At 63.9% G+C, this 25,328-nt stretch carries 18 protein-coding genes; 12 read left to right on the top strand and 6 right to left on the bottom strand.

The window, feature by feature from the left end; all coding sequences use genetic code 11:
- The first annotated feature begins 178 nt into the window (after positions 1–178).
- The 6 genes from C8N43_RS04700 (at position 179) to C8N43_RS04725 (ending at position 7,424) form a co-directional block, all read left to right on the top strand.
- On the top strand, positions 179–1,210 hold the full coding sequence (locus C8N43_RS04700; RefSeq protein ID WP_107844499.1) for a substrate-binding domain-containing protein: 1,032 nt from the start codon (positions 179–181) through the stop codon (positions 1,208–1,210).
- Positions 1,211–1,352: 142 nt separating this feature from the next.
- Positions 1,353–2,654 (top strand): sugar ABC transporter permease, encoded by a 1,302-nt coding sequence (locus C8N43_RS04705; RefSeq protein ID WP_107844500.1) that lies wholly within the window; start codon positions 1,353–1,355, stop codon positions 2,652–2,654.
- Positions 2,651–3,403, top strand: coding sequence for an ATP-binding cassette domain-containing protein (locus C8N43_RS04710; RefSeq protein WP_107844501.1), 753 nt, complete (start codon positions 2,651–2,653; stop codon positions 3,401–3,403). Before C8N43_RS04705 ends, C8N43_RS04710 begins: the two co-directional genes overlap by 4 nt.
- Positions 3,403–4,839, top strand: coding sequence for a xylulokinase (xylB, locus tag C8N43_RS04715; RefSeq protein WP_107844502.1), 1,437 nt, complete (start codon positions 3,403–3,405; stop codon positions 4,837–4,839). Before C8N43_RS04710 ends, xylB begins: the two co-directional genes overlap by 1 nt.
- On the top strand, positions 4,836–6,143 hold the full coding sequence (gene xylA / locus C8N43_RS04720; RefSeq protein ID WP_107844503.1) for a xylose isomerase: 1,308 nt from the start codon (positions 4,836–4,838) through the stop codon (positions 6,141–6,143). The genes xylB and xylA overlap by 4 nt, the downstream gene beginning before the upstream one ends.
- A gap of 36 nt (positions 6,144–6,179) precedes the next feature.
- Positions 6,180–7,424 (top strand): glycerate kinase type-2 family protein, encoded by a 1,245-nt coding sequence (locus tag C8N43_RS04725; protein WP_107844504.1) that lies wholly within the window; start codon positions 6,180–6,182, stop codon positions 7,422–7,424.
- 102 nt (positions 7,425–7,526) lie between these two features.
- Here the strand turns inward: C8N43_RS04725 and C8N43_RS04730 are convergent, their stop codons facing one another.
- From C8N43_RS04730 to C8N43_RS04750, 5 genes are all read right to left on the bottom strand, one after another.
- The gene (locus tag C8N43_RS04730) at positions 7,527–8,696 is read right to left on the bottom strand and encodes an HlyD family type I secretion periplasmic adaptor subunit (RefSeq protein ID WP_107844505.1); all 1,170 of its coding nucleotides are present in this window, start codon (positions 8,694–8,696) and stop codon (positions 7,527–7,529) included.
- Position 8,697: 1 nt separating this feature from the next.
- Positions 8,698–10,869, bottom strand: coding sequence for an ATP-binding cassette domain-containing protein (locus C8N43_RS04735; protein WP_107846238.1), 2,172 nt, complete (start codon positions 10,867–10,869; stop codon positions 8,698–8,700).
- A gap of 137 nt (positions 10,870–11,006) precedes the next feature.
- Complete coding sequence (locus C8N43_RS04740) at positions 11,007–12,494, bottom strand: TolC family protein (protein ID WP_107844506.1); 1,488 nt, start codon at positions 12,492–12,494, stop codon at positions 11,007–11,009.
- Between the two features lie 71 nt (positions 12,495–12,565).
- Positions 12,566–15,832, bottom strand: coding sequence for an Ig-like domain-containing protein (locus C8N43_RS04745; RefSeq protein ID WP_107844507.1), 3,267 nt, complete (start codon positions 15,830–15,832; stop codon positions 12,566–12,568).
- Positions 15,833–16,050: 218 nt separating this feature from the next.
- Positions 16,051–16,848 carry an IclR family transcriptional regulator gene (locus C8N43_RS04750; protein ID WP_107844508.1) on the bottom strand — a complete coding sequence of 266 codons (798 nt, stop codon included), beginning with the start codon at positions 16,846–16,848 and terminating at the stop codon, positions 16,051–16,053.
- 158 nt (positions 16,849–17,006) lie between these two features.
- On the opposite strand from C8N43_RS04750, the gene C8N43_RS04755 reads away from it, so the two are divergent.
- The 6 genes from C8N43_RS04755 (at position 17,007) to C8N43_RS04780 (ending at position 23,818) form a co-directional block, all read left to right on the top strand.
- On the top strand, positions 17,007–18,605 hold the full coding sequence (locus C8N43_RS04755; RefSeq protein ID WP_107844509.1) for a GMC family oxidoreductase: 1,599 nt from the start codon (positions 17,007–17,009) through the stop codon (positions 18,603–18,605).
- Positions 18,602–19,270, top strand: a complete 669-nt coding sequence (locus C8N43_RS04760) for a TerC family protein (RefSeq protein ID WP_107844510.1) — start codon at positions 18,602–18,604, stop codon at positions 19,268–19,270. The genes C8N43_RS04755 and C8N43_RS04760 overlap by 4 nt, the downstream gene beginning before the upstream one ends.
- A 150-nt stretch (positions 19,271–19,420) precedes the next feature.
- Positions 19,421–20,521, top strand: coding sequence for a TRAP transporter substrate-binding protein (locus C8N43_RS04765; RefSeq protein ID WP_107844511.1), 1,101 nt, complete (start codon positions 19,421–19,423; stop codon positions 20,519–20,521).
- A gap of 116 nt (positions 20,522–20,637) precedes the next feature.
- Positions 20,638–21,267 (top strand): TRAP transporter small permease subunit, encoded by a 630-nt coding sequence (locus C8N43_RS04770; protein ID WP_107844512.1) that lies wholly within the window; start codon positions 20,638–20,640, stop codon positions 21,265–21,267.
- Positions 21,231–22,595, top strand: coding sequence for a TRAP transporter large permease (locus C8N43_RS04775; protein WP_245912902.1), 1,365 nt, complete (start codon positions 21,231–21,233; stop codon positions 22,593–22,595). Before C8N43_RS04770 ends, C8N43_RS04775 begins: the two co-directional genes overlap by 37 nt.
- Positions 22,596–23,017: 422 nt before the next feature.
- The gene (locus tag C8N43_RS04780; RefSeq protein WP_158269911.1) at positions 23,018–23,818 is read left to right on the top strand and encodes a class I SAM-dependent methyltransferase; all 801 of its coding nucleotides are present in this window, start codon (positions 23,018–23,020) and stop codon (positions 23,816–23,818) included.
- A gap of 226 nt (positions 23,819–24,044) precedes the next feature.
- Here C8N43_RS04780 and C8N43_RS04785 read toward each other — a convergent pair whose 3' ends face one another.
- On the bottom strand, positions 24,045–25,325 hold the full coding sequence (locus C8N43_RS04785; protein ID WP_107844515.1) for a TRAP transporter large permease: 1,281 nt from the start codon (positions 25,323–25,325) through the stop codon (positions 24,045–24,047).
- Positions 25,326–25,328 lie beyond the last annotated feature (3 nt).

Consider the following 25,328-nt stretch of genomic DNA (forward strand, 5'->3'; position numbering starts at 1 on the left):
GCAAATACTGCCGATATCGGATGAATTGACAGGGGTCAGCGTTGTCGATTTCGCGACATCCGTCAATTTAATTTTGACAGCTGAATTAAATATGTCATGGTATCGCCAGCCGTGAGTCGCTCTTTCGGCTGCCTGCTCCGGGAGTATGGGGCGGGGATATATGAACTGGGAGGATCTCATGCGCAAAGCATTGACCGCGGCCGCGATTACCATCGCCGGCCTTATGACTACCGCCGCCTACGCAGACGGCCACGGCGTGACCGTGGGCGTAAGCTGGTCCAACTTCCAAGAGGAACGTTGGAAGACCGACGAAGCCGCCATCAAGGGCGCGCTCGAGGCCGCCGGGGCCAAGTACATCTCCGCAGATGCGCAAGCCTCTGCTGCCAAGCAGCTGACCGATGTCGAGGCGCTGATCGCCCAAGGCGCCGACGCGCTGATCATCCTGGCGATGGACAAGGACGCCATCGGCCCGGCCATCGATCAGGCCGACAACGAGGGCATCCCGGTCGTGGGCTATGACCGCCTGATCGAGGACCCGCGCACCTTCTACATCACCTTTGACAACAAGGGTGTGGGGCGCATCATCGCCGAGACCGTGAAGGCCGCGCAGCCCGAGGGCAACTACGCCATCATCAAGGGCGACAAGGGCGACCCGAACGCAGGTTTCCTGCTGGAAGGCATGATGGAAGTGATCGGTGACGACGTCGCCGCAGGCAAGATCAACATCGTCGGCGAGGCCTTCACCGATGGCTGGAAGCCCGACAACGCCCAGAAGAACATGGAGCAGATCCTGACCGCCGCCAACAACGACGTCGACGCGGTTCTGTCCCAGAATGACGGCATGGCCGGTGGTGCGATCGCCGCGCTGCAGGCCCAGGGCCTGAACGTGCCCGTGGGTGGCCAGGACGGCGACCACGCCGCGCTGAACCGTGTGGCCCGCGGCACGCAGACCGTGTCCGTGTGGAAAGACGCCCGCCAGCTGGGTGCCGGTGCAGCTGACGTCGCCGTGGCGCTGGCAGGCGGCACCGCGCTTGACGGCATCACCAATGCGGTCAAGTGGTCCGGCGGCGAGAAGGGCGTTGAGATGAACGCCATCTTCCTCGACCCGACACCGGTCACCAAGGACAACATCTCCGCCGTGATCGACGCAGGCCACATCGCAAAAGACAAGGTTTGCGAAGGCGCCATGGACGGTGTCAACGGCTGCTAAGCCTCCCTGCCCCGGCGCGGTCCACTGCCGCGCCGGGGTATTCTGCTTTCCTATTCTCGAATTCTGATGCCTGGCCCCTTCGCCGCGCCCATCCGTGGCAGCGGCCCGGACCCACGCATCCTGCCAGCACGAGGCCCGCGCCATGTCTGACACATCCAAACCCAAAGAAGGCCCCCTGGCCCGCCTGATCCGCGAGACCGAGGTCGACACCCGCCTCTTAGGCATGCTCGCAGCGCTCGCCCTGATCTGGGTCGGCTTCCATGTCTACGGCGCGGTCGTGAACGGCTTCGGTGCCTTCCTGACCCCGCGCAACCTGTGGAACCTGTCGGTCCAGACCTCGTCCATCGCCATCATGGCGACAGGCATGGTGCTGGTGATCGTCACCCGGCATATCGACCTGTCGGTGGGCTCGATGCTAGGCTTCTGCGCAATCGTCATGGGTGTGCTGCAAGTCAACATCCTGCCGCAGTTCCTGGGGCTCGGCCATCCGATGATCTGGATCATCGCCGTGATCGTCGGCGTCATGGTCGGCGGCTTCATCGGGGCGTTTCAGGGTGCGCTGATCGCCTATGGCAAGATCCCGGCCTTCATCGTGACGCTGGGCGGCCTGTTGGTCTGGCGCGGCGCGGCCTTCCTTGTGGCGCGCGGCGAGACAATCTCGCCCGTGGACAGCACCTTCAAGCTGATGGGCGGCGGCCCGTTCGGGGCGGTGGGCAACACCGGCTCTTGGATCGTGGGCATCTTGGGCTGCGTCGGCGTGCTGGGCCTGATCGCCATGGCGCGGCGCAACCGCCGCATCTTCCACATCCGGCAACGCCCGGCCTGGGCCGAGGCGACGCTAGCCGTTGTGGGCTGCGGTGCCGTGATCGGCGCGACCCTGCTGGTGAACTCCTATCCGTGGCCCAAGGGCATCGTGCGCCGCTACGCGGCCGAGAACAATATCGAGGTCCCGGCCGAGGGCCTGTTCATCTCCCACGGCTTCGCCATCCCGGTGCTGATCACCATTGGCGTCGCGATCTTCATGACCATCCTGATGAGCCGCACCCGCTTTGGTCGCTACGTCTACGCCATCGGCGGCAACCCCGAGGCGGCAGAACTTGCAGGCATCAACACCCGCTGGATGACGGTCAAGATCTTTGGTCTGATGGGCATGCTCACGGGCCTGAGCGCGGTCGTGGCCTCTGCCCGGCTCGGCTCTGCCACCAACGCGCTTGGCACGCTCGACGAGCTCTACGTGATCGCCGCCGCCGTCATCGGGGGCACCTCGCTCGCCGGGGGGATCGGGACGATCTACGGCGCCATCCTGGGCGCGCTGGTGATGCAAAGCCTGCAGACCGGCATGGTGCTGATCGGCTTTGACGCCGCGATCCAGCAGGTTGTGGTAGGCTCCGTCCTGGTGCTGGCCGTGTGGCTCGACATTCTCTACCGGAGGAACGCGAAATGACCGATACCCCTCTCGTTGAACTCAAGGACATCTCGATTGCCTTCGGCGGCGTGAAGGCGGTGGATCACGTCTCGCTGGACCTCTACCCCGGCGAAGTGGTGGGCTTGCTGGGCCATAATGGCGCGGGCAAGTCGACGCTGATCAAGATCTTGTCAGGGGCCTACAAGAAGGACTCGGGCGAGATCCGCATCAACGGCAAACACGCCGAAATCAACTCGCCCCGCGACGCCCGCGACCACAATATCGAGACGATCTACCAGACGCTTGCGCTGGCCGATAACCTTGACGCCGCCTCGAACCTGTTTCTGGGCCGAGAGCTGACCAACGCCATGGGCTTCGTCGATGACGCCAAGATGGAGGCCGAGACCGCCAAAATCATGGCGCGCCTGAACCCCAACTTCAAAAAGCTCAAAGAGCCGGTCTCGGCCCTGTCGGGCGGTCAGCGCCAATCGGTGGCCATCGCCCGCGCGGTCTATTTCAACGCCAAGATCCTGATCATGGACGAGCCCACCGCGGCGCTTGGCGTGCACGAAACCCAGATGGTGGCCGAGCTGATCCAGGAGCTGAAGAAACAGGGCTTGGGCATCTTCCTGATCTCCCACGACACCCACGAGATGATGGAGCTGTGCGACCGCGTGTCGGTGATGAAGAACGGCCAACTGGTCGGCACCGAGCGGGTCGAGGACGTCACCGAGGACGACGTGCTGTCGATGATCATTCTGGGCAAGAACCCGAAACGGGCTGCGTGATGTATCTGGGGCTCGACCTCGGAACCTCCGGGCTGAAGGGCCTGCTGATCGACGCGGATCAGGCCGTCGTGGCGGAGGCCGCGGCCCCCCTGACCGTCACCCGCCCCCATCCCGGCTGGTCCGAACAGGCCCCCGCCGATTGGCTGAGCGCCGCATCCGCGGTGATGGAACAGCTCGCCGCCAAATCGGACCTGTCCGCGGTGAAAGGCATCGGCCTGTCGGGCCACATGCACGGGGCCACGCTGATCGACGCGCGCGGCGACGTGCTGCGCCCCTGCATCTTGTGGAACGACACGCGAAGCCATGCGGAGGCCGCCGCGCTCGATGCCGACCCGCAATTTCGCGCGGTCTCCGGCAATATTGTCTTCCCCGGCTTCACTGCCCCCAAGCTCGCTTGGGTCAAGGCCCATGAGCCCGACGTCTTTAAGGCCACCGCCAAGGTGCTGCTGCCCAAGGACTACCTGCGCCTGTGGCTCACCGGCGAGGCCGTCTCCGAGATGTCGGATGCCGCTGGCAGCTCATGGCTCGACACAGGCGCGCGGGACTGGTCGGACGATCTGCTCGCCGCTACCGATCTCAGCCGCGATCACATGCCCGCGCTTGTCGAAGGCTCTGCCAGCTCCGGCGGTCTGCGCGCGGAACTGGCCGCGAACTGGGGTCTGAGACCCGGCACGCCCGTGGCGGGTGGCGGCGGCGACAATGCCGCGACCGCTATCGGCATGGGCGTCACGAAGCCCGGTCAGGCCTTCCTCTCCTTGGGTACCTCCGGCGTGGTCTTCGCGCCCACCGCAAGCTACGCCCCCGCGCCCGAGACCGCCGTGCACAGCTTTTGCCACGCGATCCCCGACACCTGGCACCAGATGGGCGTGATCCTTTCGGCCACAGATGCGCTGGAATGGTACGGCCGCCTTGTGGGCCAGAAACCTGCGCAGCTGACCGGCGCGCTCAGCGGCGTGACCGAGCCCGGTCGCGCCCTGTTCCTGCCCTTTCTCGGCGGCGAGCGGACGCCTCATAACGACGCCCGCATCCGCGGCGCCTTCATTGGGCTGGAGAATGAGACAACGACCGAGGCCGGCACCCGCGCCGTGATGGAGGCCGTGGGCTACGCCCTGAAAGACAGCCTCGACGCGCTGGCCGCCACTGGCACCGAAGTGAACCAGCTGATCGCCGCAGGCGGCGGCTCGGCCTCGAAAGTCTGGCTCGAGACCCTCGCGTCGATCCTGCAAACACCCATCGCCCTGCCCGTCTCCGGCGATTTTGGCGCGGCGTTCGGGGCCGCGCGTCTCGGCATGATGGCCGACACCGGCGACACGTCGCTCGCGACGCCCCCGAAACTGCACGCCACCATCGACCCGAACGCCGCGCTGGCCGACGCCTTCGCCACCGCGCATGGGCGCTACAAAGACACCTACACTGCTCTGAAGGACCTCTCATGACCGATTTCTTCCAAGGCATCGACGCCGCCACCTACGAGGGCCCGGACAGCACCAACCCGATGGCCTTCCGGCACTACAACCCCGATGAGATCGTCATGGGCAAGCGGATGGAAGACCATTTGCGTTTCGCCTGCGCGTGGTGGCACAGCTTCGCGTGGCCCGGCGGCGACCCGTTCGGCGGGCAAACCTTCGAGCGGCCGTGGTTTGAAGGATCGGGGTTTGGAGACACGATGGCGCTGGCCAAGCTCAAGGCCGACGTGGCCTTCGAGATGTTTGACTTGATTGGCGTGCCGTATTTCTGCTGGCACGACGCCGATATCCGGCCCGAGGGCGACAGCTTCGCCGAGAGCAAGCGCAACTTCGAAGAGATCATCGACTATATCGGCACGAAGATGGAGACGTCCGGCAAGAAGCTGCTTTGGGGCACCGCCAATCTGTTCTCCCACCGCCGCTTCATGTCTGGTGCCGCAACGAATCCCGACCCGGATGTCTTCGCATGGTCCGCCGCGACGGTGAAGAACTGCATCGACGCGACCGCCAGGCTTGGCGGCGAGAACTACGTGCTCTGGGGCGGGCGCGAAGGCTACGAGACGCTGCTGAACACCGACCTCGCCCGCGAGCGCCAACAGGCGGGCCGCTTCCTGCAGATGGTCGTCGACTACAAGCACAAGATCGGCTTCAAGGGCGCGATCCTGATCGAGCCCAAGCCGCAAGAGCCCACCAAGCATCAGTACGACTACGACGTCGCCACGGTCTACGGCTTCCTCAAGGAGTTCGGGCTGGAAGGCGAAGTGCAGGTCAATATTGAACAGGGCCACGCGATCCTCGCCGGTCACAGTTTCGAACACGAGCTGGCCATGGCGCGCGCCCTTGGCATCTTCGGCTCCATCGACATGAACCGCAACGACTATCAATCCGGCTGGGACACCGACCAGTTCCCCAACAACGTGCCCGAAGTGGCATTGGCCTATTACGAGGTCTTGCGCGCGGGCGGCTTCACCACCGGCGGCACAAATTTCGACGCCAAGCTGCGCCGCCAGTCGCTCGATCCGGAAGACCTGATCGCCGCCCACATTGGCGGGATGGATGTCTGCGCCGCGGGTCTCAAGGCCGCCGCCGCGATGCTGGAGGACGGATCGCTCGAGGCGGCGCGCGAGGCACGCTATGCGGGCTGGGACGGCTCCGACCTGCTCGACAGTGATCTCGCCACCATCGCGGCCCGGGTCGAGGCCGGTGGCATTGACCCCACCCCGCGCTCCGGCAAACAGGAAGTGCTGGAGAATCTGGTCAACAGATTTCTCTGACGTATAGTCGCCGCGACCGAAACTGCGGGGACCTGCATGACCAAACTCGACCAGATGCGCGCCGAGGCGCTGCGCCTCTTCAAGGCCGCGATCGCCGCCGCTGACCCGGCCCGCGCCGTGGACCGCGCCTTGGGGGATACGCCGCTGACCACCCCCGGCACGCTCTACCTTGTGGCCGTGGGCAAGGCCGCCGTGCCGATGATGCGCGCGGCCATCGCCCGGGTGGGCCGCGATCAGACGGTCCGCGCCATGCTGGTCACCAATCCCGAAAACGCCGCAACGATCCCCGGCTGCGAGACGTATCTTGCCAATCACCCCGTCCCCGATGAGGCCGGCGCGCGCGCCGCGCGGGCCTTGGAGGCGCTTCTGGCGGACGCGGGAGCCCGCGACCGCGTGGTCGCGCTGATCTCCGGTGGCGGCTCCGCCCTGCTGCCCGCCCCGGTGGCTGGCGTGACGCTTGGCGAGAAGGCGCAGGTGAACGAGCTGCTCTTGGGCTCCGGGCTTGAGATCAACGATATGAACCACATCCGCCAGCAGCTCTCCCGCCTGAAGGGCGGCGGGTTGCTGCGGGCCGCAAGCCCCGCGCATGTGACGGCTTACATCCTCTCGGACGTCGTCGGCGACGACCTGCGCGCAATCGCCTCCGGCCCCACGGTCGCGCCCATCGGAACGCGGTCTTCAGCCCGCGCACTGATGCAAGACACAGGCATCTGGGACGCCGCACCGGACAGCGTGAAGGCGCATCTCAGCCAACCGGACGAGACCCTCGACCTGCCCGAGGTGGACAACCATCTGATCGCGTCGAACCGCCAAAGCCTTGACGCCATGCGCGCCGCGGCGCCCGAGGCGCAGATCCTGAACGGCAGGCTCGAAGGCAACGTGGCCGTGGTCGCGCCTCAGCTGGCCGAGATATTCAAAAGCCTGCCCGAAGATGTGCCGTCTGCTCTGCTCTTTGGCGGTGAGACGACCGTGACCCTGACCGGCACCGGGCGTGGCGGGCGCAATCAGGACCTGGCCCTGCGCATGGCGCTGCAAGACATCCCAGGGGACTGGGTGTTCTTGTCCGGCGGCACTGACGGGCGCGACGGCCCGACGGATGCGGCGGGTGGCATGGTCGACAGTCAGACCGGGGCGCGTCTGGACACCTTGGGCATCGACGCCAAGGCACATTTGGCCAATAACGACGCCTACCCCGCGCTGCGGGCCGCAGGCGATCTGGTCATGACCGGGGGCACCGGCACGAATGTGGCCGACGTGATGATCTTCCTGCGCAGACCGTAGAAACTTCCACGCAGACTCAACGGGCTAGCATAAGGTAACCCATGGGTTACCTGCCGCAACTCCTGCCTTCATCTTGGCAAAAATATACCCCGCAGAGCATTCCTACGGTTCCCGGAACGCCTCGCGCGACTTGTAGAGCGGCTTCGTCAGATACTGCAGGATCGTCTTCTCGCCCGTGTGCAGCTCGACCTGGGCCAACATGCCCGGGCGGATTTCGACGGATTTCTGACGCTCCGACAGATTCGCCATGTCCACCGACAGGGTCACCTTGTAATGCGGGTCGCCGTCGCGGGCCCGCTCGTCCTTGAACGTATCCGCCGAGATCACCTGCACCTTGCCCGACAGCGTGCCGTAGATCGTGTAGTCATACGCCGACAGCTTCACCGTCGCGTCCTGACCGGGCCGCAGATTGGCGATGTCCTTGGGCTTCACCTTGGCTTCGACAAACAGCTCCTCGCCCAGCGGGATGATCTGGAACATCTCCTCGCCCGGGCGCACGACGCCGCCGATGGTCGAGATCGCAACCTTGTTGACGATGCCCTGCATGGGCGAGCGGATGGTCGTGCGCTGCAACTGATCGCGGCTGAGCTTGAGGTTCTGTTTAAGCGTCGCAAGCTCCTTGAGCGTGTCGGAATAGTCCGACGCGCGCTCCAGCTCCGCGCGGGAGACGATCTCGTTATACTTCGCCTGCGCGTCCGAGAACGCCTTGCGCGCTTTCGTGGTCTCCAGCAGCGAGACGATGTTTTCCGCCAGCAGGTCTTCCATCAACTGCTTCTCGCGGCTGGTCTCTTTCAGGATCGCGCGGGCGCCATCGGTGCGGCCCGCATAATCGGACTGGCGGGCGTTCAGCAGGGCGCGCTCTGACGCGACAATCTCGGGCTGGCGGTTTTGCAGCGTCGCCGGCACGATGAAGTCGAATTGCCCGGCCAGTTCTGCCTCCAGGCGCATCCGGCGAATCTCCAGCGCGTCGATCTGATCCTGCAGATCATCCACAGAGGTCTGGAAATTTGTCCCCGACAGGCGCGCCAGGATATCGCCGGGCTGCACCGTGTCGCCTTCGGCCACGGCCAGCTCGGACAGGATGCCGCCTTCGAGGTTTTGCACGATCTGGGGCCGCGAGGAGGACACGAACGCACCGTCGGCGCGCACGATCTCGTCGACCCAGGCAAAGGATGCCCAGACGATGAAGGCCAGCACCGTGAGGCCGACCAGACGGATCACCCAAGAGGGGCCGCGCAACTCATCGTCAAAGGCGGCGTCGATCGTGGCCATCTCAGCTCTCCTTGCCGGTGGAAATGGACAGGCCCTTGGGCGCGCCTTGCGCCTTTTGCAGATGAGCCAGCACATCCGCGCGAGGGCCATCGACGGACAGCTTGCCCGCGCGCAGCACCAGCACCCGCTCGGTTAGGGTCAGGATCGGCATCCGGTGCGTTGCGATCACCGACGTGCGGCCCTTGAGCCAGTCGGCCAGCTTGGCCACTAGAGCGGTTTCCAATGCGCTGTCGAGCGCGGCGGTCGGCTCGTCGAGCAATACAACGCGCGGGTCCTGCAGCCACAGCCGCGCCCAGCCGATGCTTTGACGCTGGCCGATGGACAGCCCGGCCCCACCATCATGGATCGGCAGGTCCAGACCCTTGGCATGTTCGCGCACGAAGCGGCCCAAGCCCGCGAAATCCAGCGCATCCATCAGGCGGGCGTCGTCGCGCTCAAGACCCGACAGGTTCAGGTTATCGCGGAGCGAGCCCGCGAACAGGCGCACTTCCTGGCTCAGATAGCCGATCCCGCGGCGCAGGTCCTTCGGGTGCACCTGCTCCATATCAATTCCGTCGATCAGCACGCGGCCCTGGCCCGGGGAATAGAGCCCGGTCAGAAGCTTCAGCAGGGTCGACTTGCCAGAGCCATTCGCGCCCAGCACGGCCACATGCTGGCCCGCCGGGATCGCCATGCCGCCCAGATCCAGCACCGGGGCCGCGTCTTCGTCGTAGCGGTGGATCAAGTCGCGCAGCTCGTAGCGGCCAGTGATCTTCTCGCGGCGCAGGTAGCTGCGGGCGGGGTCGTAGTCTTGCGGCGCGTCGACCACCTCGTCCAGCGCGGTCAGCGCGGTTTTCACATTCGACCAACGGGCCATTGTGCCTGCGAGCTGGGTCAGCGGCGCCAGCGTGCGCGAAGTCAGGATACCAACAGCGATGATCGAGCCCACGGTGAACTCGCCCGCGAAGACCAGGAAGGTGCCCATGACGACGGCGGCCACATAAGTGGCCTGCTGCATGCCCTGGGACCAGAAGGTGAGCGCCGAGGCTAGGCGGCGCTGCTCGGAGGATTTCAGCGCGGAGACGGCCGTCAGCTCGTCCCAGGTTCGGGCGAAGCGGTCCTCGCCGCGGTGGGTCTTGACCGTGTCGGCTTCGTAGATCGCCTCGTGCAGCAGGCGGTTGGCCTTGATCGACGCGCCCTGGGTCTCTTCAGTCAGGCGCATCATGCGCTTTTGCAAGAAGAAGCCCGGCAGCACCATCAGCACGCCGCCTGCGATCAGGATCCAGACCACGTTGCCCGCGATGGAGAACACCAAAGCCAGGAACAGAAAGATGAACGGCACATCCGTCAGCGAGCCGACGGTGGAGGCCGTGAAGAACTCGCGCACGGATGAAAATTCGCGCATGGCCGAAAACGTGCCGGAGGGCGTCGCGCCGGGTGTGCCCGCCTTCATGCCCAATAGGCGCTGCATCAAGGTGCGCTGCACCTCGACTTCCAACTTGCGCCCTGCCCCGTCCATCATCCGCGCGCGGGCGATCTTCAGGAACGCTTCGAGCGTCAGCGCGCCCATGGCGCCGATGGCCAGCACCCAGAGCGTGGCGTGGGATTGGTGCGGGATCACCCGGTCGTACACCTGCAGCGAGAACAGCGCGACAGCAACGGCCAGAAGGTTGGCCACAAAGGAGCCCGCGCAAATCTCGACGAGATGTTTCTTGTACTTGGTGAACTCGCCCCAGAACCAATGCTTGGGCTTGGCGTCGAGCTTGTGCTTTTGTTCGACTTGCGCGATCGAGCTTTCGGCCTTCAGCACCTTGCCAGAGAACACGGCGGCGAATTCGGCCAGCGGCACCTCAGCGCGGCGGTCGCCCACGGTTTGGTCAAACAACGTCAGGGTCTGGTCGTGCTGTTCCAGCACCAGCACCAGCTGGCCGGTCTTCATCTCGACCAAGGCGGGCCAAAGGTCCGCGCGCAGCGGCGTCTTGCGCACGCCGGACACAAGGCCCAGCGATTTCATCGCCTTCGCGATAAGCTCCGGCGTAACGCCAGCAGCGTCCAGCGGCAGTTCGACGGCGGCGTCGACCACATCCGAAGGCTGCATGTCGACCCCCAAGAGCCCGGCATAGACCGAAACCAGTTCGGCGCGTGCGCGCAGCTTCTTGGAGAACCGCCCGGCCTTTTCCGGCGCGGCCGGCATGGGCAGGCGCAGGCCGGGGTCGTTGGCCACATCCTTCGGCGTTTCGACAGGGTGCAGCTTGGCGGTATTCGCGCCGTCTTGCTGGGCGTCCCGAGCGGCTTTGGCCCGCGCCATGTCAAAGGCTATGACGGGTGTTGTCATATATCTTCGCCGTCCACCAGTAGCCCGAGGTTATGTGCCAGTTGCAGCTCCACCAGCGCGATTTCGTAGCGCAGGGCGATCTGCTCGCGGTCGGTGCGCACCTTGGTCTCGAAGACCCGCACGACGTCCATCACCGGGCGTTGCCCGGCCTGATACTGGCGATCAAAGAGCTGCAGGTTCGCGTTGGCAGAGGCCACCAGCCCCTCGCCCTGCGCCTGCTGGCGCTTGAGCGAGACGAGCGTCTGCTCCAGTCGGCGCTGCGTGCGCGCCTGATCCTCTGACGCCTGATCCACCCGGCGCGATGCGGCGTCCTTGGCGGCCTCGATCGCCTTGAGGCTCGCCTTGGTGCCGAACCCGAAGCCGTTGGGCGCGCCGACGGTCAGGCCCGCATCGGTGCCGCTATCGGTGACCGTGGCCCGCGCGTTGACGCCCGGCAGGAAACCCGCGCGCGAGAGCTTGGCCTGCGCGATGTCACGCTCCATCTCGGCCTCGGCCTTCAGGATCGGCAGCGCGGTCGTGCCTTTGGGCAGAGAGACCGATGCCAGCCCACGCACATCGCCCAAGGGTCTGAGCGACATGGCGTTGAGCTCCGCAATCGCGGTGCGGGCCGTTTCCATATCAGAGCTTCGCGTGTTTTCGGTCTGGGCCAGCTTCTGGCGCAGCACCTGCAAATCGGCCGGGCCAGAGACCCCGCCCCGCACCCGGCGCTCCATGATGTAGGTGAATTCCCCCATGCGCGCGGCGGCTTTCGACCCGGCGGCGGCCTGCGCGCGGGCGCGCTCGGCGGTCAAGTAAAGCTCCAGCGCGGTGAAGACCCGGTCGTTGGTGTCCTCGGCCAGCGCGACGGCGGCGACTTCGACATCGGCCTTGGCAAAGGCGCGCTCGCCCTTCTTGCGGCCATTGTCGAACAGCACCTGGTCGATGACCATGGAGGCCACCATTTCGCCAAGGCTCGACAGGGTGATCGCGGGGCCTATGGTAGGCAGCCAGTTCTTCGACGCGGCTTCGTTGCGCAGTTTGGCGGCGCGCAGCTCTGCCTCCGCCGCGCGCGAGTTCGCGGCCAGCACCGCGCCTGCGACCTTGCCATAGGGCGTGCTGTGGTCGAGCACGGACTGGCGTTTCAGCAACGTCTCGATCAGCTGGGAGCCGTCCTTGCTGCCTGTCCCACCGGCCAGCGCGGGCTGGGCCGGAACCACCGGTGCGCCGAGGTTCTCGCCCACTTGAAGGGAGTTTGCGTTGCGCGTCGGCGTCTCGGACGCACCGCGTTTGAGGAAGCCGAAGATCGGCGTCGTCTCGCCGCCGCTTTGTACCCGTTCCGCAAAGCGCCCCGTGGTCCTCATGTTTTCGGTGGTGGCGGGCTTTTCGGGCGCGAAGCCGTCCCGTGTGGCCTCATTCCCCATGCAGCCTGCCACTGCAATGAGTGCGGTGCCTGCCAGCACCATGCGCAGCGCCTTGGCGCGTGCCTGTCCTACCTGTTGTCCCATGCGGAGCCCCTTCTTCTATACTCGAGAGGTTGGAAAAGGGCGCGCAATACGCGCGCGCCCCCGCCCGCTTTTTAATAATTCACTGTCACATCCTGTTCGATGATCAGACTGCCATCGTTACCCAAGGTGTAGACGTCGTAGGTCTTGCCGCCGATCTGCTCGGTCTGGCCGGTGCTTTGCGCGCCTGCCACGTTCAGCACGTCGTTGCTGTCGCCATGGATGATCAGGGCGTTGGTGTCGTCGGACAGGTTGACCAGATCGTTGGCGGTGAGCGTCAGCTCGCTTTCGGCCACGATGCTGAGGTCGATCGCCGCGATCTCGAAGCCCGAAAGCCCCGTCGTCGTGACCTGCACCGCACCGGCGGCGTTGTCGTCCAGTACCACCAGCGTCGCCGCCTCGTTGCCGACCCCATCGGCGGCGTTGATCACCAGATTCGAGCCATCGGGGATGCGCTCGTTGAAGGTGAACTGCAGCTCGCCATCGCGCACGCCGGGGATCGCGGCAAGCTCGTTGGTTGTGTAGGAGACATTGCCCACCGCGCCATTGGCCGCGACCTGACTGATCCCCACGATATCATCGCTGAGCTCGGTGCCCACGCCCGAGACGCCCGGGTCGCCGCGCGTGTATTCGGTGTAGGAAATCACCAGCGGCGCATCCGGCGCTTCGGTGTCGACCTGCACAGGCGCGCTCACGCTGTCGGTGTTGCCGTTGCGGTCCACGGTCGTGACGCTGACCTGGCTGGTATATTCGCCCGCCGGAACCTCGTGCGGCCCGAAGGTGATCGACCAGCTGCCATTGGCCTGGATCGTGGCCGCGCGCGGCGGCAGGGTGTGGAAGCCCACCATAACCGACTGCGCGCCGGGCTCGGTGGTGCCGGTCAGGGTGAAGCCGCTGGCGGCCTCGCCCGCGTCGACCACGCCGTCGCCCGCAACGGCGCCCACGGAAAGGTTGCGCACGATGGTGTCGACATCGACCGTGCCGCTGGCCTGCGCGACGTTGCCGGCCGCATCCGTGAAGCTTGCCTGCACCGGCAGGGTCGTCTCGGTGCCCGCGGGGATCGCGCCGGCGGGGAAGTTGGCAGTCCACTGCCCTGCCCCGTTGCTCACGACCGTCTGCGTGGCGCTGCCCAGCATGACCTCGACCACCGAATTGGCATCGGCGGTGCCGGTGATTTGCACACCGTCTTGGGCCTCTGCGATGTTGATCACATTGTCCTGCTCGATCGCGCCGGTATCGACGGTGACATTGGCAACCGTATCGACCCCGAAATTCGAGGTTGTCGTGGCGGTGTTGCCCGCCGCATCGGTTGCCACCGCCGTGGCGGTCACGCCGTATTCGCCGCCGGGCAGTGTGCCCGAGGGGAAGCTGGCGGTCCACTGCCCGGTGCTGCCCGCGACAAGCGTCTGCTGGCCGAGCACCGCGCCCGTGTTGCTGGTCAGCGTCAGATCGACGCTTGCCCCGGGTTGGGACGTGCCGGTCAGGACCGTGCCATTGGCACTTTCCACCAGGTTCATCACGTTGTCGGGGCCGGTGTTGTTGCCGGTGATTGCCACGTCGATCAGGGTGTCGACCGGGATCGTGGCGCTCGACGTCTCGGAATTGCCGTTGCCATCGGTCGCCAACGCGCTGACCGCGACGTCATACTCGCCCTGCGGGAAGCTGTTTGCCGGGTAGGTCGCCATCCATTCGCCCGTGGCGGACGCGGTGACAGCCTGTGTGCCGAGCGTCTGTCCGTTGGGACCAGTCAGCGTCACCACGACGCTGGAGCCGGGCTGCGCGGTGCCGTTCAGAACCGCCGCATTGGCAGCCTCGCTTGCGTTATACACCCCGTCGGAGCCCGCGTTGTTGCCGGTGATCGCCACATTGGCGATGGTGTCGACCGGCAGGGTTGAGGACGTGGTGGCCGTGTTGCCCGCAGCATCCGTCGCCACCGCGGTGACGTCGGCATCATACTCGCCGCCCGGCAGCGTTCCGGCAGGAAACTCCGCCGTCCAATCACCTGAAGAAGATGCGGTAACCGTCTGCGTGCCAAGGGCTTGTCCATTCGGCCCGGTGATCGTCACGACCACCGAAGCCCCCGCCTGCGCGGTGCCGTTCAGCACCATGGCGGAGCCGACCTCGACCCCGTTATAGACGCCATCCGTGCCGGAATTGTTGCCGGTGATCGCCACATCGGTGACCGTGTCCACGACCATCGTGGCCGTCGCCGTTGCACTGTTGCCGTAGGCGTCGGTGCTGGTCACGGTTACGCCGGAGCTGTATTCGCCCGTCGCCACCTGCCCGGCGGTGAAGTTCACCGACCAGTTGCCATCGGCATCGACCACGGCGTTGGCGGTGGCCCCGCCTTCGGTCAGGGTGACGACGACATTCGCGCCCACCTCGCCGGTGCCGGTAAGCGTGACGCCATCGGCGTGCTCGACCGCGTTGATCACGTCGCCGGAGCCCGTTGCGGCCCCGTCGATGGTCAGGATATTCACGTTGGTCACCGTGTCGACGCGCACCACATCGGTGACAGAGGCCGTGTTGCCCGCCGCATCCGTTGCCGTGACCGTGACGTCGACATCATACTCGCCTTCGGGCACTTGCGTCGGATCGAACGTGACCGACCATGTGCCGTCCTCGGCGATGGTTGTTTCCTGCGTCTCACCGTCGATCTCGACGATCACATCAACGCCGGGCTCGCCCGTGCCGCCGATTTCAACGCCGTCGGCGTGATCATCGGCGTCAAAGACGTGATCGACGGAGACAACACCGCTGCTCAGAGCGACGTCGGGCGGGGTCGTGTCCGGGGCAGCGCCACCGCCCCCACCGCCACCGCCTACGCCACCGATGACAGCCGCGCCACCAACGACCGCAGCCGCAGCACCCAGCCCGGTGCCCGCGCCGCCAAGCCCGGCAAGGATCGGGGCGGCCAGCATGCCGACGGTTTCATCTTCGCCTGCGGCGGCGATGACGGTGTCGACCTCGGGCCCGCCCACGTAGAAGAGCGCGTCGTCGGGGCTCCATTTGCCGAAGATCTGGGCCTCCGCATATTGCGGGTCCACGAGGCCTTCCTGCGCCCCTGCGAAATCCACTTTCGTGAGAATGCCGTCAGAGCTGATGTAGAAATCAGCGTCCGCGGCAAAGTAGCCTTCCAGCCGGATTTTCCGACCATCGGCCAAGGTGACGATCATGGCATCGCCAGACCGCTCGTATCCCTGAACCTGAAACCTGCGCACGTTGAGCGAAATGTCATCGCCACCGTTTACAAAGATTGTATCGGCGGTGTCGGATGCCGATAGCATACCCCGCCGAATGTTGCCCGCGCGATCGCGAACAACGAACTCAATCGCTTCCATAATTACTGCTCCGCCTCGTGCTCGGCCGCTTTGCGGGCCGAATTGTTATCCCTCTTTATAGGCGGAAATGTTCGAATCATCCAAGTGATAAATCACGAGATATTCAGTAAGTCCCCACATCTTGTGGTTTTTCTTTGCCTTAGGGCGATTACCTGATGTCGAAATTGGACATCTGTTCCGGCTTGGGTGCCGCAACGGCAACTCTGGGCCGGTTTATGTCAGATAAAGACCGCCTCACGCAGCCGCTCGGCGGCCCTTTGCAGAAGGGGTCGCATCGCGCGGGCCTGCTCGATGGACATGCGCTGGATCGGTCCGTGCACCGCGAGCGAGCCGACATATCGATCCCGCGCGTCCCGCACGGCCACCGCGATCGCAACCATGTCGTCGTGAAACTCCTCGTTATCCTCGGCATAGCCCTGTTTTGCGATTTGCTTGAGCTCGGCCAGAAGTGTCTCTGGGTACGTATGGGTGGCCTTGGTCATTGGCTTGAGGTTCAGCGCCGCCACAAAGGCCGTGCGCGCCTTGGGCGGCAGCGAGGCCATGAAGACCTTGCCGGAGGCGGTGGCGTGGAACGGCACGGCGGTGCCGACCGGCAGCTGGATGCGGAAGGACCACGACGTATCCACGCGGTCGAGATAGCGCATGCCGTCATCCTCGGGCACGACGAAGTTCACCGTCTCCCCCGTCTCTTGCGCAAGACGGTCAATCACCTGATGGCGCGCGATGTTGGCCCAGCTTGCATGCAGCAAGCCCGCCCCCAGCATGCGCGCCCGGCGCGCGGCGCGAAACCCCTTGCCGTCCACGTCGCGGATCAGGAAGCCCTCGGCCTCCAACGTGGCGCAGAGCCGGTGCACGGTCTGCTTGGGTAGCCCGATGGAGGCGTTCAGCTCCGTCGGTGTCATCGCCTTGGAGCTGCGCCCCAACGCTTCGAGCAGCAGGAGCGTGCGCATGTTCGTGGGGATGCGCCCCGATGATTGCGCCTCGTCTGACTCCGGTTGGTTCAAGCTGTCCGGCATTGCTTCCTCCCCTGTTTTGCGCCCGTTTTGCGCCCGTCTCACAACTGCCCGACTGGCAGGCAGAAAGAATATTTCTTGTGCCATCCGCGAATCGCTGTACTGTCAGCGTAACAAAAACGAGACGAAAAGTCTCATTTTTTGATAAATCGGGGGATTGGTTGGAATTCGATTACGTGATTGTTGGTGCAGGCTCCGCCGGTTGCGCCATCGCGAACCGCCTTTCGGCGAACGGGAAGCATACCGTTTGCCTGTTGGAGGCGGGTGGTCGCGACACCAATCCGTGGATTCACATCCCCGTCGGCTACTTCAAGACCATGGGCAACCCCGGCACCGACTGGCGCTATCAGGCTGCCAGCGATCCGGGGCTAAACGGGCGCTCGATCCCGTGGCCGCGGGGCCGCGTGCTGGGCGGATCGTCCTCGATCAACGGGCTGCTCTATGTGCGCGGCCAGGCGCAGGACTATGATCAGTGGGCGCAGATGGGCAATCCCGGCTGGGACTGGGACACTGTGCTGCCCTACTTCAAACGCGCCGAAAACTGGCAAGGCGACGAGGTCGGCGAAGAACGCGGCACCGGCGGGCCCTTGCAGGTCTCGCCCACCCGCCTGAAGCGCGATGTCGTCGATAAATGGATCGATGCGGCCGTTGCCGCGGGCTACAAGAAGAACCCCGACTACAACGATGGCAACCAGGAGGGCGTTGGCTACTTCCAGCTGACGATGGATCGCGGGCGGCGCTGCTCGTCGGCGGTGGCGTATCTGAAGCCCGCACGGGGGCGCGCAAACCTTGAAATTCTCACCCACGCCCAGACCAAGCGCGTGATTATGGACGGCAAGCGCGCCGTGGGCATTGAGGCGGATGTGAAGGGTGCGCATACCGAGATCAAGGCGCGCCGGGAAGTGATTTTGTCAGCAGGTGCAATAGGTTCGCCGCAAATCCTAATGTTGTCTGGCATTGGCGATGCGGACGGGATCAAGCCCCATGGCATCGACATGGTGCATGAGCTGAAAGGCGTCGGACGCAACCTGCAGGACCACCTGCAGGCCCGGCCCGTGTTCAAGACCGACCTTTCGACGATCAATGTCGAAGTGTCGAATTTCTTCAAGCAGGGCCTGATCGCGCTGGAATATGCGCTGAAGCGCTCCGGGCCGATGGCGATGGCCGCAAGCCTTGGCACTGGCTTCCTGAAGACCGAGCCGCATATGGAGGTGCCGGACATCCAGTTCCACATCCAGCCCTTCTCGGCCTCCCACCCGGCCGAAGGGCCGCACAAGTTCAGCGCATTTACCGCAAGCGTGCTGCAGTTGCGCCCTGAAAGCGCGGGGCATCTGGAGCTGAAATCATCCAAGTGGCAGGACCACCCGGCGATCCATCCGAACTATTTGGCGACCGAGACCGACCAGCGCACCATCGTCAAAGGCATCCAGGTGGCGCGGCGGATCGCGGAGTTCTCGCCGCTGAAAGAGCACATTCTCGAGGAATTCGCCCCGGGCCGCGACGTGGCCTTTGACGACTATGACGGCACGCTCGATTGGGCGCGCAACACCGCCGTCACGATCTACCACCCCACCGGCACCTGCAAGATGGGCCCCGACGACATGGCCGTCGTGGACGAGCGCCTGCGGGTGCGCGGCATCGACGGTCTGCGGGTAGCGGATTGCTCGATCATGCCGCTCATCGTAAGCGGAAACACCAACGCGCCGGCGATCATGATCGGCGAGAAAGTCAGCGATATGATCCTAGAGGACGCGGCATGATTGATACCGCGCTGGACTTCGGCAAAATCATCATCGCCGACCTGATCCTGTCGGGCGACAACGCGCTGATCATCGGCATGGCGGCCGCGGGCCTCGCGCCGGAGCTGCGCAAGAAGGCCATTTTGTACGGCATGGTGATCGCGGCACTGCTGCGGATCGTCTTCGCGGTGGTCGCGACCAAGCTGCTGGGCATCCCCGGCATCCTGTTCGTGGGCTCGCTTTTGCTGATCTGGGTGTGCTGGCGCCTGTACGAGGAGATCCGCCAGGGCATCGACGAGCAGGCCGAATTTGCGCTGGAGGTCGCGGGCGATCCGCATGCGGGCTATACTGGCAAGCCGACCCGTACGATGGGCTCTGCGCTGCTGTCGATCACCATCGCCGATGTGTCCATGTCGCTCGATAATGTGCTCGCTGTGGCCGCCATCGCCGACGGCAACACCAACATGCTGGTCTTCGGCCTCGCTCTCGCGATCGTGCTGATGGCCTTCGCGGCCACGCTCATAATGAAGTTGCTAACTGCCTATCCTTGGATAAGCTGGTTGGGACTGGCGGTTCTTATCTACGTCGCAGGCGAGATGTTCTACCGCGGCGTGTTCGACGCCACGACCGGGATCGGCCCCATGATGGGTTGGTTCGAGGGTTACGATCTGAGCAAGGGGCATTGAGGGAGACAATGACCTTACTCCACCACATTCAACCGCATCGGGGCCAGCACGGCCCCCTTGCGCTCCGTTGAAGACAGGGCTTGCGGGGACGCCTTCCCTCGCAGGCCTCTAAAACAAACCGAAGGCAAACGGACCTTAAGGGAGGACCTTATGTTGAACTTGAAAACCATCACGGCAGGCGCGCTTGGCCTGTCCATGCTGGCCTCGGCCGCAATTGCCGAGACCAAAATCCGCGTGCAGTCGGTGATCCCGTCTTCCGCGGACGAGATCGTCATGCTGCAGGCCTTTGCCGATGACGTGGCAGCACTGACCGACAACGAGGTCATGATCGAGATCCTGCCCGCAGGCGCGGTCGTGGGCGTGCAGGAAACGCTCGACGCCGTTGACGCAGGCCTGATCGAAGGCGGCTTCGCGTGGACCCACTACTGGTCGGGCAAGCACCCTGCCGCCATGCTCTTCGGCTCGCCCGTCGCGGGTGCCGGTGTCGGCATGGACAACATCGCCTTCATGTCCTGGTTCCTGCACGCAGGCGGCAAGGAGCTGTATGACCAGCTTTGGGACGAGATGGGCGTGAACGTCAAAGGCTTCATGCTGCAGCCCGTCGGCCCCGAGGCCCTGGGTTGGTTCAAAGAGCCGATCGAGACCATGGCAGACTTCCGCAAGTACCGCTTCCGCACGCCTCCGGGCATCCCCGGCCAGACCTACAAGGATATCGGTGTGGCCTCGGTCGCCATGGGCGGCGGGGACATCCTGCCCGCGCTGGAGAAGGGCACCATCGACGCAGCCGAGTGGTGCTGCCCGAAGCCTGACTCGGTCTTCGGCTTCCAGAAAGTGCTCAAGCACTACTACCTGCAAGGCCTGCACCAGGTTGTCGTGAACGCCGACCTCTACATCAACGGCGACGTCTATAACGGTCTGACCGCGACCCAGCAGAAGGCCATCCAGGTGGCCGCCAACGCGTCGCTGATGAACTCCATGGGCTACCGTATCCACGAGAACGGCAAAGCGCTCGACAAGCTGATCAACGAGGATGGCGTGATCCTGCACGACACCCCGGCTGACTACTTCACCGAGTACATGGCCGCCGCCAACAAGGCGCTGGAGACCAACGCCGCCGAGAACGCGTTCTTCGCAGAAGTGTGGCAGTCCCAGAAGGACTTTGCCCGCACCGCGATCCCGTTCTGGGCTGGCGCACAGACCTCCAACGCCAACCTTGGCCGGGCCTACGCGACCGAGCTGGCAAACCAGTAAGCCCTCGGGCCTGACAACCACCCCTGCCCGCGCCGCCAATTCGCGCGGGCAGGACCATAAAAGACCCTCCGGCGATCAACGCCCCAGGGCATTTTCTCGCCAAGAGGGATTTTCCAATGATCAACGAAGATCAAGACAAGATCGACTTCTCGGAATACGAGGATGTCGGTGACGAGCTTCTCGCCGATGCCGGTGGTGCCGTGGGCAAGGAGCTGCCCGACGACATGCACCCGCTGGCCCGCAAGGCCATCTACGCCATCGACCATTTCTCCAACTGGCAGGGCCGTATCGCGTGCCTGTTGGTGGTGCCGATCATCTTCGGCATGTTCTACGAGGTGGTCGCCCGCTCCTTCTTTACCGCCCCGACCCTGTGGGCCTACGATGTCAGCCGCATCCTGTATGGCATGTCCTTCATGCTGGGCGCGGCCTATGCGCTGATGCGCGGGCTGCATATCCGGGCGGACTTCCTGTACCGCAACTTCACAGAGAAGCGGCAGGGGCAGATCGACCTGATCCTCTACATCGTGCTGTTCATGCCGGCGATGCTGTTCTTCCTGAAGGCAGGCTACGACTTCTCCGCCAAGTCCTTCCTGCAAGGCGAGCGCGCGGGCGACAGCACCTGGGCGCCCATCGTGTGGCCCGTGAAGATGGCGCTGACCGCCGGGGTCTTGTTTCTGGTGATCCAGGGCATCTCGGAAATCTTGAAATCGTGGTACGCCGCGACCCGTGGAAAGTGGCCGGTGTGATGGAATTCTCTAACGAAATTATCGGCCTCTTGATGATTGGGGCCATGCTTTTTGCGATCTTCATCGGGTTCCCGATCAGCTTCACCCTGATCTTCCTGGGCGTCGTCTTCGGCGCGTGGGGCTTCGGCGTGAAGCTCACCATCTTCCTGATGACGCTGCAGTTCTACAACTCGATGATGGAGCAGACCCTCGCGGCTGTCCCGTTATTCGTCTTCATGGGTTTCATGATGGAGAAGGCCGGTTTGATGGAGCGATTATTCGCGGCCATCCAGATGATGCTGGCGCGCATGAAAGGCTCGCTCTACATCGCCGTGCTGTTCGTCTCGGTCGTCTTCGGGGCCGCAACCGGCATCGTTGGGGCCTCGGTCACCATTCTGGGCATCATGGCCGCCAAGACCATGAACCGGTCGGGCTATGACGTGAGACTGGCTGCGGGCACGATCACCGCGGGCGGCACGCTGGGCATCCTGATCCCGCCCTCGATCATGCTGGTGGTCATGGGGCCGGTTCTGGAAATCCCGGTGACCGACCTGTTCGCCGCGGCGATCCTGCCGGGCGTGATGATGGCCGGGCTTTACCTGCTCTACTCGGTCGGCCGCTGCTGGATCAACCCGAGCCTGGGCCCGCCCCTGCCCGAAGACATGATCGAGCCCGATGGCGGCAAGATCTTCAAGGAGCTGATGCTGGGCTTCGTGCCGCCGACCATCCTGATCGCCTTCGCGCTTGGCTCGATCCTGTTCGGCCTTGCCACGCCCACGGAAGGCGCGGGCATGGGGGCGTTCGGCTCGATCCTGCTGGCGATTGGCTACCGCAAGTTCTCGATCCAGGGCTTCTATGACGCGCTGATCAAGACCTTGGAGATCTCGGTGCTGATCCTGTTCCTCGTGGCTGCGTCGAACTTCTTTGGCGCGGTGTTCTCGCGGCTGGGCACGCCCACCATGATCACCGAGCTGCTGCTGAACCTCGACGTCTCGGCCTCGATGGTGGTGATCTTGATCCTCGCGCTGGTCTTCATCCTCGGCTGGCCGCTGGAATGGGTGCCGATCGTGCTGATCATCCTGCCGATCCTGGCGCCCGTGCTGCTGGAGCTGGAGGTCGATATGCTGTGGTTCGCCATCCTGGTGGCGGTCTGTCTGCAAACGGCATGGCTCAGTCCGCCCGTGGCACTCTCGGCCTACTTCCTGAAGGGCGTGGTGCCCGAATGGGATCTCAAGGATATCTACCTGGGCATGATGCAGTTCATGGTCATACAGATCTTCGGTCTGACCCTGGTGTTCCTGATCCCCGGCATCGCCACGTGGCTGCCACGGACGTGGTACGGCGGCTGACGCTGCCTGCCCCATGAGACGCAAAAAGCGCCGCGGGAGACCGCGGCGCTTTTTGCATCCGGTCGCTTTGATGGGGAGCGGTTAATTCGATTGGCCGCTGGACAAATGGCGGCTGAGCGGACAAGGCCGACACAGTATTATGCGGCGTGAATTAGCAGAAACCGCTCATAGTTGCCGAAGTAATTTGCGTTGCTTGTAGGAATTCCGTGCCTCAACACCGCTAGAAGCGCTCCATATTCCACGCCCAAATCTTGGTGTACCACCGAACAGTAGTACAGAGAGATCCGAACAAGTATCCTCCAGTATTAAGAGAGAGCCGCTACATGACATCATCTATAAATACTTGTCCCGTTTGCGCTGGCAAGGAAGTTGCCCAAGAATACAGGGGAAATCCCGCTCGCTCGGAATGGCAAGATGAAGGAGTGTTCGAGGTCTGGCGCTGCGAGAACTGCGAACACCGGTTCATCAATCCGCAACCGGAAGACGCCACACTCATGAAATGTTACTCGTCGCAATACCATGCCTACGAACAGGGGCATGGCACCGGCGAATTGCATCAGGCTATCGAACAGGCGCGGCGCGAGAAACGTTTTCGCCACGTTGATCTACGAAACGACATGGACGTTCTTGACGTTGGGTGCGGCTCAGGCTCCTTCTTGTGCGTAATTCGGGAATTCGTCAGTTCCGTCTTCGGAATCGAACCATCCGAACATGGTGTAAAGACCTGCGAGAAATTAGGAGTTCCTGTTTTTCATGGAGATTTTGAGTCATATGATCGTCAGGCCAATCGCAAGTTCGATCTGATTACACTTAATCACGTTCTCGAGCATCATCCTGCGCCAATTCTTCTCCTCAGACTTTGCCGACAACACTTGAAAGAAGGTGGGCGGGTTTGGATTGCCGTGCCGAACGCCGGGTGCTTCTTTGCTAAGCACCTAGAATCTGACTGGCACAGTGCGGACCTGCCCGTCCATCTGCAACAGTTCAGCGTCCGCTCCTTGGGTTTGGCTGTAGAGAAAGCGGGTCTGAAAATCGAACAAAGCCTTACCGAATCCGAAAACTCGTTGCCAGCCTCCGCAAGCACGTTCCTTCGCCGGTTCGGCATTCCCGGGCGTGTCACAAGGCCGCTGCTGCGAGGCGCCTTGTCCAAGACCGGGTGGATTGGCCGACGCGTTGACGCCTCTGGAAACGGGGAAGCCATCATCCTGTCCGCGCAGGTTTGAATCCAATCATCATATTCGGGCTTTGAGTCCTGATTTTCGACGCCATTGAGAACTCCAAGCCACCTACAATTGGATTGTCTTAAGGGCTTCTCGCGATATTGCCCGTAGAAATGGCCGCTTCGGATGCTTTATAATGAATACTGCGGGAGGAATCGGCTCCGAACGGACATTGGACTATTCCACCACGGCTTGAAAAACGCAGCAGGGTTTACCGGCGGCGCTTTCGTTAGTTCAACAGCCCCGGCAGCCAGAGCGACACGGCGGGCACATAGGTGACCAGGATCAGCGCGCCTAGGATGGCGATGTAGAAGGGCCAGATCGACTTCAGTGCCTCCTCGATGCGGATCTTGCCCACAGCGCAGCCCACGAACAGGCAGGTGCCCACGGGGGGCGTGCACAGGCCCAGACCAAGGTTGATCAGCAGCATGATCCCGAACTGGGTCGGATCCATCCCCAGCCCCTTGCAGATCGGCAGGAAGATCGGCGTGCAGATCAGGATCAGCGCCGCCATGTCCATGATCATGCCCAGCAGCAAAAGGATCAGGTTAATCATCAGCAAGATGATGATCGGGTTGTCCGAGATCGCCACCAGCACGTCCGACAGCCGGGTGGGTACCTGGTAGAGCGCCAGCAGGTAGCCAAAGGAGCTGGCAAACGCGATCAGGATCATCACCATCGCCGTCGTGCGCACCGCCCCGGTGACGGACCGGATGAATTTCGCCCAGCTCAGCGAGCGGTAGTAGAAGGTGCACAGCAGGACGGCGTAGATCGCGCCGAATGCGCCGCTCTCGGTCACGGTGAATACGCCGGACAGGGTGCCGCCCACGATGATGACGGCGGTGAAGAAGCCGGGGATCGCATCGGCGGCGCTGCGCCCGACCTCGCCCCAGCCGGGGAAGTCCTCCTTGGGGTAGTTGTGCTTGACCGACAGGATGTAGGCCGCGATGGCCAAGCAGATGCACATCAGGATGCCGGGGATCACGCCCGCCAGAAACAGGCCTGAGACCGAGATCCCCCCGCCGGCGGCCACGGCGAAGATGATCATGTTATGCGACGGCGGGATGACGATGCCCGCGATGGATGAGGTCACCGTGACGTTGACCGCGTAGTCGGGCCGGTAGCCGCGCTCTTTCATGACCGGGATCAGCAACGAGCCGAGGGCAGAGATATCGGCCACAGCCGAGCCGGAGATGCCGCCGAACAGCATCGAGGAGAAAACGTTGACCATCGCAAGGCCGCCCTTGAGGTGGCCCACCAGCGCCGAGGCCAGCCGTACCAGCCGCGCGGCGATGCCGCCATGGAGCATGATCTCGCCCGCGAAGACGAAGAACGGGATCGCCAGCAGCGAAAACACCGACACGCCCGCGGTCGCCCGCTGGAAGGTGATCAGCATCGGGAAGCCCTCCCACCAAAACGCGGTGGCGGCGGCGATGCCCATGGCGAAGGCTACCGGCATCCCGATGACGACGCCGAAGCCGAAGATGACGAGAAGAAGCGTCAGGCCCATGGA

This window comes from Litoreibacter ponti (assembly GCF_003054285.1).
In the GTDB taxonomy this organism is placed as follows: domain Bacteria; phylum Pseudomonadota; class Alphaproteobacteria; order Rhodobacterales; family Rhodobacteraceae; genus Litoreibacter; species Litoreibacter ponti.

Excerpts from the sequence above, each read along its gene's own strand:
- C8N43_RS04745 (WP_107844507.1), bottom strand. The coding sequence starts at position 15,832 with ATGGAAGCGATTGAGTTCGTTGTTCGCGATCGCGCGGGCAACATTCGG.
- C8N43_RS04735 (WP_107846238.1), bottom strand. The coding sequence starts at position 10,869 with ATGCCGGCCGCGCCGGAAAAGGCCGGGCGGTTCTCCAAGAAGCTGCGC.
- C8N43_RS04785 (WP_107844515.1), bottom strand. The coding sequence starts at position 25,325 with ATGGGCCTGACGCTTCTTCTCGTCATCTTCGGCTTCGGCGTCGTCATC.
- xylA (WP_107844503.1), top strand. The coding sequence starts at position 4,836 with ATGACCGATTTCTTCCAAGGCATCGACGCCGCCACCTACGAGGGCCCG.
- xylB (WP_107844502.1), top strand. The coding sequence starts at position 3,403 with ATGTATCTGGGGCTCGACCTCGGAACCTCCGGGCTGAAGGGCCTGCTG.
- C8N43_RS04705 (WP_107844500.1), top strand. The coding sequence starts at position 1,353 with ATGTCTGACACATCCAAACCCAAAGAAGGCCCCCTGGCCCGCCTGATC.
- C8N43_RS04750 (WP_107844508.1), bottom strand. The coding sequence starts at position 16,848 with ATGCCGGACAGCTTGAACCAACCGGAGTCAGACGAGGCGCAATCATCG.
- C8N43_RS04725 (WP_107844504.1), top strand. The coding sequence starts at position 6,180 with ATGACCAAACTCGACCAGATGCGCGCCGAGGCGCTGCGCCTCTTCAAG.
- C8N43_RS04760 (WP_107844510.1), top strand. The coding sequence starts at position 18,602 with ATGATTGATACCGCGCTGGACTTCGGCAAAATCATCATCGCCGACCTG.
- C8N43_RS04770 (WP_107844512.1), top strand. The coding sequence starts at position 20,638 with ATGATCAACGAAGATCAAGACAAGATCGACTTCTCGGAATACGAGGAT.
- C8N43_RS04730 (WP_107844505.1), bottom strand. The coding sequence starts at position 8,696 with ATGGCCACGATCGACGCCGCCTTTGACGATGAGTTGCGCGGCCCCTCT.
- C8N43_RS04710 (WP_107844501.1), top strand. The coding sequence starts at position 2,651 with ATGACCGATACCCCTCTCGTTGAACTCAAGGACATCTCGATTGCCTTC.
- C8N43_RS04765 (WP_107844511.1), top strand. The coding sequence starts at position 19,421 with ATGTTGAACTTGAAAACCATCACGGCAGGCGCGCTTGGCCTGTCCATG.
- C8N43_RS04700 (WP_107844499.1), top strand. The coding sequence starts at position 179 with ATGCGCAAAGCATTGACCGCGGCCGCGATTACCATCGCCGGCCTTATG.
- C8N43_RS04740 (WP_107844506.1), bottom strand. The coding sequence starts at position 12,494 with ATGGGACAACAGGTAGGACAGGCACGCGCCAAGGCGCTGCGCATGGTG.